8 protein-coding genes are annotated in these 10,542 nt (G+C 67.1%); 7 read left to right on the top strand and 1 reads right to left on the bottom strand.

Going from position 1 to position 10,542, the window contains the following annotated elements:
- The 3 genes from smpB to NBV68_RS13560 all read left to right on the top strand — a co-directional run.
- A partial coding sequence (gene smpB / locus NBV68_RS13570; RefSeq protein WP_296310626.1) for an SsrA-binding protein occupies positions 1–273 on the top strand: 273 nt, incomplete at its 5' end.
- Between the two features lie 184 nt (positions 274–457).
- On the top strand, positions 458–1,012 hold the full coding sequence (locus tag NBV68_RS13565; RefSeq protein ID WP_296310630.1) for a DUF2062 domain-containing protein: 555 nt from the start codon (positions 458–460) through the stop codon (positions 1,010–1,012).
- Positions 1,013–1,138: 126 nt separating this feature from the next.
- A complete protein-coding gene (locus tag NBV68_RS13560; protein WP_296310628.1) occupies positions 1,139–3,592 on the top strand; it encodes a response regulator in 2,454 nt (817 codons plus the stop codon).
- Positions 3,593–3,613: 21 nt separating this feature from the next.
- Here NBV68_RS13560 and NBV68_RS13555 read toward each other — a convergent pair whose 3' ends face one another.
- On the bottom strand, positions 3,614–4,837 hold the full coding sequence (locus NBV68_RS13555) for a hypothetical protein (RefSeq protein ID WP_296310625.1): 1,224 nt from the start codon (positions 4,835–4,837) through the stop codon (positions 3,614–3,616).
- A 198-nt stretch (positions 4,838–5,035) separates the two neighbouring features.
- On the opposite strand from NBV68_RS13555, the gene NBV68_RS13550 reads away from it, so the two are divergent.
- From NBV68_RS13550 to NBV68_RS13535, 4 genes are all read left to right on the top strand, one after another.
- The gene (locus NBV68_RS13550; protein ID WP_296310623.1) at positions 5,036–6,541 is read left to right on the top strand and encodes a DUF4139 domain-containing protein; all 1,506 of its coding nucleotides are present in this window, start codon (positions 5,036–5,038) and stop codon (positions 6,539–6,541) included.
- Positions 6,542–6,554: 13 nt separating this feature from the next.
- Entirely contained in the window at positions 6,555–8,180 is a 1,626-nt protein-coding gene (locus NBV68_RS13545; protein WP_296310621.1) for a hypothetical protein, read from the top strand.
- A 134-nt stretch (positions 8,181–8,314) separates the two neighbouring features.
- On the top strand, positions 8,315–9,382 hold the full coding sequence (gene recA, locus NBV68_RS13540; protein WP_296310619.1) for a recombinase RecA: 1,068 nt from the start codon (positions 8,315–8,317) through the stop codon (positions 9,380–9,382).
- Positions 9,383–9,670: 288 nt separating this feature from the next.
- Positions 9,671–10,542: alanine--tRNA ligase-related protein (locus NBV68_RS13535; protein WP_296310617.1), on the top strand; the 872-nt coding region annotated here is incomplete at its 3' end.

The raw sequence follows: 10,542 nt of genomic DNA, 5'->3' as shown, positions 1-10,542 counted from the left end.
GTGCCCGAATACAGCCACGGCAACCGCCTCAACCACGAACCGCGCCGCCCGCGGAAATTGCTGCTCCACGAACGCGAGATCGAGAAATTCGTCGGCGCGGTCGAGAGGAAGGGCATGACGCTGGTGCCGCTGTCGATCTACTTCAACCGCACGGGCCGCGCGAAGGTCGAGCTCGCGCTCGCCAAGGGCAAGCAGACCCACGACAAGCGCGCCAGCATCAAGGAGCGCGACTGGAAACGCGACAAGGCCCGACTTATGCGCGACCGGGGCTAGGAATTTTCACGCCAGGAATTTTCACCGGGGGCGCGGATTCACCCACTGGTCACCTCGCGCGTGCTACCCATATGAGCGATATGCCGGCCCCCATGATCCTCCTGAGCACCGAAAGCCCCCGCGCATGATCGTCCCGCCTCCCGCCTCCAAACCCGGGCTCGGAATGCGCTCGAAGACCTGGGCGATGGACTTGATCCGCAAGAACACGCCCACGCGCGAGGAGATGGCGCAGAACAAGTATCTCGCGCCGATCGCGCACCGCTTCCTCTCGCCGGAGTTGTGGCGCTTCACCCGCCGCTCGGTGCCGCGCGGGGTGGCGCTGGGACTGTTTGCGGCCTTCATCATCCCGATCGGGCAGATCTTCCTTTCGGCCTTCCTGGCCCTGCCGGCCCGCGCCAACGTGCCGCTCGCCGCGTTGGTGACCTTCGTCACCAATCCCTTCACGCTGCCCTTCTGGCTGGTGATCGCCAACCGCATCGGCGAGTTCTTCCTGCGCTTCGATGCCGCCAGCGCCAGCGTTGCCGCATCGCAGGCTGACAGCGGAGCCTGGGCCTGGCTGACGATGGCCTACGAGGTCGGCGCGGCGACCATCCTCGGCTATCTTGTGCTGTCGATTCTCACCCCTCCGCTCGGTTGGCTGCTGTCGGGCTGGGTGTGGCGCGCCGTGGTGTCGCGCAAGCGCGCCAGACGGTTGAAGGCGATGGAAGCGCGGCTCGACCAGCGGCTCGGGGCGCGGTAGGAGGGGCATTTCCGCCGTCTCCCTTCCCGCCGCCAGACAGCCTCAGGAGCCCGCCCCGTGTCCCGCCGCACCGGCAAAGAAGCCAGCAGTCCGACCCTCGCCGATGAGGCCGAGGGCGTGGCTGGGCTGCCGCCCGCCAGTCTCCTTGCGGGACTCGGCGGCGGGGTGGTGGCGAGCGCGGCGGTGCTGTGGTTCGCGACCGGCAGCGGGATCGTCGCGCTCGCCTTCGTGCTTGCCGCGGGCGTGCTGCTGGGAGGGGTGGTGCTGCTCGACCGGGTGCGCGGCCCTTCCGAGGAGGGCAGCCTCGCCGCCCCCGACTGGAGCGTCACCGTCGCCGCGATCGAGCGTGCGGGCGAGGCGATCGCGATCACCGACCGCGCCAACCGCATGGTCTGCGCCAACCTGTTCTTCCTCGACAGCTTCGGTGCGAATGCTGCCCCCCCGGCGCTGCCGATGGAGCGCGCAGGGTTGGAGGCGGTGACACTGCTCGCCCGCAATGCCTGGCGCGACGGCTCGGCGGCACTCGAGGAGGTCGAGGCCTCCGACGAGACGCGCTGGCAGATCATCGCCACCCGCGCCGGGCGCGGCGATGACCACCTGATCTGGCGGCTGAAGCCGCTCGCGCGCTCGGGCGGCGAGAGCCTCCAGGCGCTCGACCTCGCGGGCCCCTTCGGCAGGATGCTCAGCCGCGCCGGGATCGAGAGCGCGATCACCACCGCCGACGGGGTGATCCGCGCGGTCAGCGCCGGTTTCGCCGAACGCGCGGCGGGCGACGAGCGCGCGAGCCTGGTCGGGCAGGACTTCGTGAGCTTCCTCAGATCCGACGAGCGCGACCGCATCTTCTTCGCCCGCGAAGGGCGCGGCGGCACCCCGCAGACGCTGGTCGACGTGCCGCTGGTCAATCCCGAGGAGCGGGTCACCGCGGCCGGGCCCGACGAGGCGACGTCGCTGATGCTGCTGATCGATTCGGGCGTCGGCATCGGGAGCGGCTGGGACGGGGCCTCGCAGGCCGGCGTCGCACAATTGGACGCGCTGCTCGCGCAGCTGCCGCTGGGCCTGGCGATGACCGACCGCGACGGGCGCTTCCTGTTCGCCAACGAGGCTTTCCTGCGCTCGGTCGGCCGCGAGGGGCGGGGGCTGCCCGCCTTCCCGACCGACCTCGTCACGCGCGAGGACAAGGCTGCGCTCTCAGACGCGGTGCGCCGCCACGGGCGCGGGCCTGCGACCAGCGGGGATGTGGCGGTGCGGCTGACCAACTCGCCCGAGGAGCCGGTGTCGCTCGGGCTGGCGGGCGTGCGCGGGCTTGGCGAGGCGGCGGTGCTGCTGAGCCTTGCGGATACGTCGCAGGAAAACCAGCTGCGCCGTCAGGTCGCGCAGGCCACCAAGATGCAGGCGGTCGGCCAGCTGGCGGGCGGGGTCGCGCATGATTTCAACAATGTGCTGACCGCGATCATCGGCACCTGCGACCTAATGCTGCTGCGTCATATCCCGGGCGACAGCGACTATGACGACATCCAGCAGATCCGTGCGAACTCCAACCGCGCCGCCTCGCTGACGCGTCAGCTGCTCGCCTTCTCGCGCCAGCAGACCTTGCGGCCCGAGATCATCCAGCTGCCCGACGTGGTCAGCGAGGTGAGCCCGCTGATCAAGCGGCTGCTGGGTGAGAAGATCGCCTATTACGTCCAGCATGATCGCAATCTGGGGCCGGTGCGTGCCGATCCGCAGCAGCTTGAGCAGGTGATCATGAACCTTGCCGTGAACGCGCGCGACGCGATTCAGGGCAACGGGGGCCCGGCGCGCGGCAACGGGCAGGGGCGGATCTCGCTCTTCACCCGCAGCTTGCAGGCCAAGCAGGTCATGCAGCTGGGTTCCGAGGTGCTTCCGGCCGCCGACTATACCGTTCTCATCGTCCAGGACACCGGCGGCGGCATCCCCCCGCATGTGCTGCCCAAGCTGTTCGAGCCGTTCTTCACCACCAAGGAGCAGGGCAAGGGCACAGGGCTCGGCCTTTCCACCGCCTACGGGATCGTCAAGCAGTCGGGCGGGTTCATCTTCGCCGACAACATCACCGACAAGGGCGGCCACCCGGTCGGCGCGCGCTTCACGGTGTACTTCCCGGTCCACCGTGGCGAGGTGCCCAAGCGGCGTCCGGTGCAGGAGATCGTCTCGTCCGACTGGTCTGCCGGTGGCAAGGTGCTGCTCGTCGAGGATGAGGACATGGTCCGCACCGTGGCCGAGCGCGCATTGACCCGTGCCGGCTACGAAGTCACCCCTTGCGCCAATGGCGAGGAGGGGCTGGCGGCGATCCTCGAGGGGACGACCGCGTTCGATGTGGTGGTGAGCGACGTGGTCATGCCCGGGATGGACGGCCCCGCGATGGTCCGCGCGATCCGCGCGCGGCTGCCGAACATCCCGGTGCTGTTCATGTCGGGCTATGCCGAGGAGCAGCTCAGGCGCGATATCGACATCCCCGACATGCACTTCATCGCCAAGCCCTTCAGCGTCGCCTCGATCGGCGACAAGGTCGGCGCGGTGCTGCGCGAGGCGCGCGCCGAGCAGGGGGCAGGGGCGGGGTCGTAGCGCTCGACCGCGTGGCCGCGCTCAGCAGTCCTTGTTGCCGTAGATATCGACGCCGCACTTCGGCAGCCCCTTGGCGGTGAGCCATGGCTGGATCCCTGCAGCGACGCTCGGCGGGTCCTGCTTCGAGGTGAAGGCATAACGCGCGGTGCGATACCAGCGCGCCGCCTTGTCGATATCGCCGCGCTGTTCGTAGACGAAGCCCATCCAGCGCTGCGACACGGGGATGGCGCTGCTGCCCGGGCTCCACGCCGTCTCGTTGGCGCGGGTCGCGTGCGACAGCGCCAGATCGAGGTTGCTCGCCACCCCGTCGCCCTGCGAATAGGCTTTGGCGAGCTCGAGGCTCGCATCGAAGATGCCGCGCGGGGGCATGTCCTTGGAGAAGTTGCCCGCCAGTTCGACCGCTTTGGCGTACCACGAAAGCTCTGCTGCGCGTTCGTTGATGCCGCCATGGAACATGCCCAGCCAATGCGCGTCGGATACGCTACGGCTGGCCAGCGCGAGATTACCGGCGAGCGCGAGCCATTGCCGCATCTTCGCCGGATCGGGCGCGATCGGCCCGTTGAGGATGCGGCCGGTCTGGTAGATCGAAGCCAGCCGGATCGCGGAGAAGAAATCGCCGCCTTTCGCCTTGCTCTCGAGCCTTGCGAGGACAGCCTGCGCGCTCTCGACCTGGGGCAACGCCGCGCCGCTCGCCGCGAGCTCGAAGCGGTGCTTGGCGCCGGCCTTGCGCAAGCGGCGATAGATGTCCTCGAAGGGCCGCGTTTTGAGCTTGTCCGGCTTGTAGGTGTCCATGCGCTGCTCGGCATAGTCGAGCATGGTGAAGCCATCGAGCGCGTCGACATGGTTGAGGTCGACCTTCCAGTTGCGGATGACATCGTCGATGAAGGGGTCAGCCTGCCGCGCCACGCCAAGCTTGAGGATGTTGCCGTGCCTCGGATTGAAGTTGATCATGTTGCACTTCATCGCGGACAGGTTCGCGTTGATGAAGCGGCGCAGCTTCTCGTTCACCGCGGCCTCGGGGTCCGCCGCCTGCACGCCGGCGGCGCGGTAGAGCAGTGTCTGGTACTGGTAGAGAATCGAATCGTGAATAGGCTCGAGCTCGTAGGCTTGGGAATCGACAGCCGAACACAGGTTCGCGACGTTCAACCCGCCGATCATTCGCGGCGCAGGGCTCTGGGCAGTCGCAGACGCGGCGACCAGCGACAGAACGGTGGCACCCGCCAAACGGGCCAAGCGGCTCAACATTGATGTGTTCCCCCAAACTGCGCATCATGAGCGTTCCGTGCGCAGACCGGAACCGTTCCTAGGGCGGTTTGCGTGGCCCTTCAACTCGCACGGACAACGCAGGACTATTCAGCAACTTTACCTGCAAATCGCACCGTTCACCTTGGATAAAGCCGCAGGATCGTTCATCCTGTCTCACGACGAGTGGAGGGGACTGGAATGATCAACCGGGCGATTATCGGCGCATGCACCATTGGTGCGGCGGTTCTGGCGGCAAGCGCTGCGGCGCAGAGCGCGCCCGCGGGCGAGGCGGCGGCGCCTGCCGAGACGGCACAGGGTGACGTCGCGATCACCATCTACAATTCCAACCTCGCGCTGGTGCAGGACGTGCGCCAGCTGCCCATCGCGCAAGGCAAGAGCCGCATCGAGTTTCCCGATGTCTCGGCCCAGATCCGCCCCCAGACGCTGAGCTTCGCCGCGGCGAACACCACGATCATCGAGCAGAATTTCGATTACGACCTACTCACCCCTGGCAAACTGATGGAGAAGGCGATCGGCCAGACCGTCACGCTCCTTCGCACCAACCCCGCGACCGGCGCCGAGATGCGCGAGCGCGCCAAGGTGCTCTCGGTCGCGGGCGGCACGGTGATCCAGATTGGCGACCGGATCGAAGTGCTGCGCGACGATGGCCTGCCCGTCCGCGTGATCTTCGACCGCGTGCCCCCGGGCCTGCGCGCGCGGCCCACGCTCTCGGTCAACCTCGATTCGTCGCGCGCCGGCACGCGCCCCGTAAGCCTGCGCTACCTCACCGGCGGACTGGGGTGGAATGCAGACTATGTCGCGCTCTACAACGAGAGCGCGGGCACGATCGACATGCAGGGCTGGGTGACGCTCACCAACAACACCGGCACCACCTTCCACAATGCCGACACCGTGCTGGTCGCAGGCGATCCCAATGGCGGCTCGCGCGGCGGCTATCGCGACCGCGGGATGGTGCGCGCCGGGACCGAGGCCGCAGCGCGCGAGCGGCTTGGCGATTTCTACCTCTACCCGATCAGCGGACGCACCACGATCGCCAATGCCCAGACCAAGCAGGTGAGCTTCCTCGACGTGCAGGTCGTGCCTGCGAAGAAGATCTACTCGCGCGAAATCTACTTCCGCCAGAACGACGAGCAGCCCGTCAACGTCGAGAGCCGCATCGCCTTCTCGACCTCGAAGGCGCAAGGGCTCGGCGATGCGCTGCCTGCGGGCACCGTGCGCTTCTACCAGCGCGACCGCGAGGGCACCCCGCAATTCATCGGCGAGAAGGGCATCGGCCACACGCCCATGGGCAGCGACCTCTCGCTGGTGACGGGCGAGGCCTTCGACATCACCGTCAAGGCCGAGGTCGAAAGCCGCGAGACGATCACCGCCGCCGAATGGGAGAAGAGCGCGCGCTGGCGGGTGGTCCGCGACGGTCAGGTCGTCGAGGAAGGCACGCTCGAGCGGCCCAAGACCTATTACCGCACCACGATGCGCTACACGCTGACCAACGCCAAGCGCGAGCCCATCGAGGTGCAGCTGACCCAGACCGGCCTTGGCAACAACTGGTGGTCGGATGATTACCGCATCACCTCCGAGGACATCCCGGGCGAGCAATTGAACGCCGACCGGCGGCGCTACACCGTCCCCGTCCCCGCCGAGGGCGAGCGGGTGATCCGCGTGACCTACGAAACGCGCTACTGAGGGCGCGGGGGCCATGCGCTCTTCCGCTCTGCTCTTGGCCGGATTGGGCTGCGTGCTCGCCGCCCCCCTGTGGGCGCGCGAGGTGATCGACGCCTCCGCGCCGGTCGATCTCGCCGTCACGATCTACCGCGATCCCGACCGCGGCGAGGGCGACGAACTCGATGCCGACGATCCGCGCGGGCTGGCGATGATCTCGGAAACCCGCCGCGTGACGCTGCCCGCGGGCGAATCGACGATCCGTTTCGAGGGCGTCGCCGAAGGGATGATCGGCGTCTCGGCGATCGTCACGGGGCTCCCCGGCGGCACGATCGAGAAGAACCGCAACGCCCAAATCCTTTCTCCGGCCGCGCTGGTCGACGGGACGCTCGGCAACCGGGTGACGATCACGCGGATGAATCCCGCGACCGGCAGGCAGACCAGCGAGACCGCGGTGGTGCGCACCCGCGCCGACGGGGGCCTCGTGCTCCAGACCGGGCAGGGCTTCGAGGCGGTGCAGTGCTCAGGGTTGCCCGAAACCCTTACCTATGACCGCATTCCTGCGGGCCTGTCGGCCCAGCCGGTGTTCTCGGTCGACACCCGCTCGGCGGAAGGGGGCACCTATGACGTGACCCTCACCTACCTTGCCTGGGGCTTCGACTGGCAGGCCGATTACGTCGGGCGGATCAGCGGGAAGCCGTCGGGCGAGCAGTTCGAGATGGGGCTCTTGAGCTGGCTCACTCTCGTCAACGATAATGGCCAGAGCTTCGACAACGCCAAGCTGCAGATCATCGCCGGCGAGCTCAATGTCGAGAGCGATTACGAAGGCTTCGCCGACCCGCCGGTCGCGGAGGGGCTGTATCTGGAATGCTGGCCCATCGGCAGCACGTCGGACGGGGCGATACCGCCTCCGCCCATGGCGCCGCCTCCGCCACCCCCGCCGCCGGCGATGATGGCGATGGAGGCCGGGGCGATCGTGGTGACTGCCCGGCGGCGGAGCGAGGACCTGCAGGACGCGCCGCTCGCCGTCACGGTGATCACTGCCGAGGAGGAAGACCTCGGCGACCTCAAGCTGTTCCGCGTGCCGGGCCGGGTCGATGTGGCGGCCAAGGGGATGAAACAGGTCGCCTTCCTCAACAAGGACGCGGTCAAGGCGCGGCTGCTCTACCAGACCGGCTGCGACCCCGATGGCTGGATCGGCGAAGGCGGCGATCCGGTGCCTGCCGAGGTGCTGCTGGTGACGAAGAACGAGGACAAGCAGGGCCTCGGCATCGCGCTGCCGCAAGGGTCGATGACGCTCTACGAGCCCACCTCGGGCGGCGCGCGGCTGGGGGCGACAACGAGCTTGCGCGATTACGCGCGCGGGCAGGATATCGAGCTCGAACTGCCGGAAAGCCGCCATGTCTTCGCCCGCTGCGCTGCGGTCAGTCGCACCGGCAGGCAGGAGGGTCGCAAGTGGACCGCGATGCGTAGCGTTCTCACCAACGCCAACCCGCACCCCGTCACTGTCCGCCTGCAACTGGGTTGGGCAGGGGGCTTCGACATCCGTTTCCCGGGCGCCAAGGTGGTGGTCAAGAACGGCTACCAGACGGTCGAGGTGATGGTGCCGGCCAATAGCGAAAAGACCTTCGACTGGCGGCTGCGCGACAAGGTGAGCGAATAGGGAAGGGGGCTGCGCGCCCGCCCGAAAAAATTTCTCGTTCCCCACTTGTTCCATGAGAACAAATGCGATACATAGGCTCCACCGGGCGGCGGAAAACTGCTTTCGCCCTCTGGTCATTCCAAGGAGCGCGTGCGATGGCTACCCAATTGAAATTGGTGGAAGAGGACAAGAAGGCCGTGGACCGTCAGAAGGCTCTGGAAGCCGCGCTCGCGCAGATCGATCGTGCATTCGGCAAGGGTTCGGCAATGAAGCTGGGCTCGAAGGAGACGATGCAGGTCGAAGCGATCTCCACCGGCTCGCTGGGGCTCGACATTGCGCTCGGCATCGGCGGCCTGCCGCGCGGCCGGGTGATCGAAGTTTACGGCCCGGAAAGCTCGGGCAAGACCACGCTGGCGCTGCATGTCATCGCCGAAGCGCAGAAGGCGGGCGGCACCGCGGCTTTCGTCGACGCCGAACACGCGCTCGATCCGGTCTATGCTCGCAAGCTCGGCGTCGACATCGATGAACTGATCGTCTCGCAGCCCGACACCGGCGAGCAGGCGCTCGAGATCGTCGACACGCTGGTCCGATCGAACGCGATCGACGTGCTGGTGGTCGATTCGGTCGCGGCCCTGGTGCCGCGCGCGGAAATCGAGGGCGAGATGGGCGACAGCCACGTCGGCCTTCAGGCGCGCCTGATGAGCCAGAGCTTGCGCAAGCTCACCGGCTCGATCAGCCGCTCGCGCTGCATGGTGATCTTCATCAACCAGCTGCGCATGAAGATCGGGGTGATGTACGGCAACCCGGAAACCACCACCGGCGGCAATGCGTTGAAGTTCTACGCCTCGGTGCGCCTCGACATCCGCCGCACCGGCCAGATCAAGGACCGTGACGAGATCACCGGCAACGCGACCCGCGTGAAGGTGGTCAAGAACAAGGTCGCGCCGCCCTTCAAGCAGGTCGAATTCGACATCATGTACGGCGAAGGCATCTCCAAGATCGGCGAGATCATCGATCTCGGGGTCAAGGCGGGCCTCGTGGAGAAGTCGGGGAGCTGGTTCTCCTACGATTCGATCCGCATCGGGCAGGGCCGCGAGAACGCCAAGAACTACCTCAAGGAAAATCCTGAAGTTTGCGACCGGTTGGAAGCTGCGATCCGCAGCCGCACCGATCAGGTCGCCGGGGAGATGATGACCGGGCCGGACGCGGACTCGGACATGTGATCCCCAAGCGGGCGCCTGCCGTTCTCTGAGTGTCCCGCTCAGGCATGGCTGTCCCCAAAAGCGCCCGGACAAGCGGAACGCCGGTGTGTGCTCTCCCCAGGCACACACCGGCCGTTCGCGTCTGTGGGCGGTGTTTGCTCGCCGCTGCCGTGGGCAGGTCGTTGGTGTGTCGTTGCCATCCGGTTGCGCGGTCGTTGCGCGGTGGTGGGCACCCGGTCAGCGGCCGCGGCACCGCCGATTTCGCGCGCTCCATTGCGTTAGGCCGCCGCTTTGCCTAACTGCACGGCCATGACGTCGACCAACGAAATCCGCCGCTCCTTCCTCGACTATTTCAGCAAGGCCGGCCACGCCGCGACCCCGAGCGCGCCGCTCGTGCCCTACAACGACCCCACGCTGATGTTCGTCAATGCCGGGATGGTGCCGTTCAAGAACGTCTTCACCGGGCTCGAGACCCCGCCGTCCCCGCGCGCGGCCTCCTCGCAGAAATGCGTGCGCGCCGGCGGCAAGCACAATGACCTCGACAATGTCGGCTACACCGCGCGGCACCATACCTTCTTTGAAATGCTTGGGAATTTTTCCTTCGGCGACTACTTCAAGGAAGAGGCGATCACCCACGCCTGGACGCTCCTGACGAAGGAATGGGGCCTGCCCGAGGACAGGCTCACCGTCACGGTCTACCATACGGATGACGAGGCCTTCGACCTGTGGCGCAAGATCGCCGACCTCCCCGACGAGCGCATCATCCGCATCCCGACCTCGGACAATTTCTGGTCGATGGGCGACACCGGCCCCTGCGGGCCTTGTTCCGAAATCTTCTACGACCACGGCGACCACATCTTCGGCGGCCCTCCCGGCAGCCCGGACGAGGACGGGGACCGCTTCGTCGAGATCTGGAATCTCGTATTCATGCAATACGAACAACAGGTTGACGGCACCCGCCGCGACCTGCCCAAGCCCTCGATCGACACCGGCATGGGCATCGAGCGGGTCGCCGCCGTGCTCCAGGGCGTCCAAGACAATTACGACACTGACACCTTCAAGGCGCTGATTGCCGCTTCGGAAAGCCTCACCGGCGTTGGGGCCGCGGGCGAGAGCGCCGCCTCGCACCGCGTTATCGCCGATCACCTGCGCTCGACCAGTTTCCTGATGGCCGACGGGGT

The organism is Erythrobacter sp. (genome assembly GCF_023653175.1).
GTDB lineage: Bacteria > Pseudomonadota > Alphaproteobacteria > Sphingomonadales > Sphingomonadaceae > Erythrobacter.
Note: the sequence above shows the minus strand (reverse complement) of the source record. Positions and strands in the feature narration are given on the sequence as shown.

What these genes read in the sequence shown, in the direction of transcription:
- NBV68_RS13565 (WP_296310630.1), top strand. Translation starts at nt 458, where the DNA reads ATGGACTTGATCCGCAAGAACACGCCCACGCGCGAGGAGATGGCGCAG.
- NBV68_RS13555 (WP_296310625.1), bottom strand. Translation starts at nt 4,837, where the DNA reads ATGTTGAGCCGCTTGGCCCGTTTGGCGGGTGCCACCGTTCTGTCGCTG.
- NBV68_RS13550 (WP_296310623.1), top strand. Translation starts at nt 5,036, where the DNA reads ATGATCAACCGGGCGATTATCGGCGCATGCACCATTGGTGCGGCGGTT.
- NBV68_RS13545 (WP_296310621.1), top strand. Translation starts at nt 6,555, where the DNA reads ATGCGCTCTTCCGCTCTGCTCTTGGCCGGATTGGGCTGCGTGCTCGCC.
- recA (WP_296310619.1), top strand. Translation starts at nt 8,315, where the DNA reads ATGGCTACCCAATTGAAATTGGTGGAAGAGGACAAGAAGGCCGTGGAC.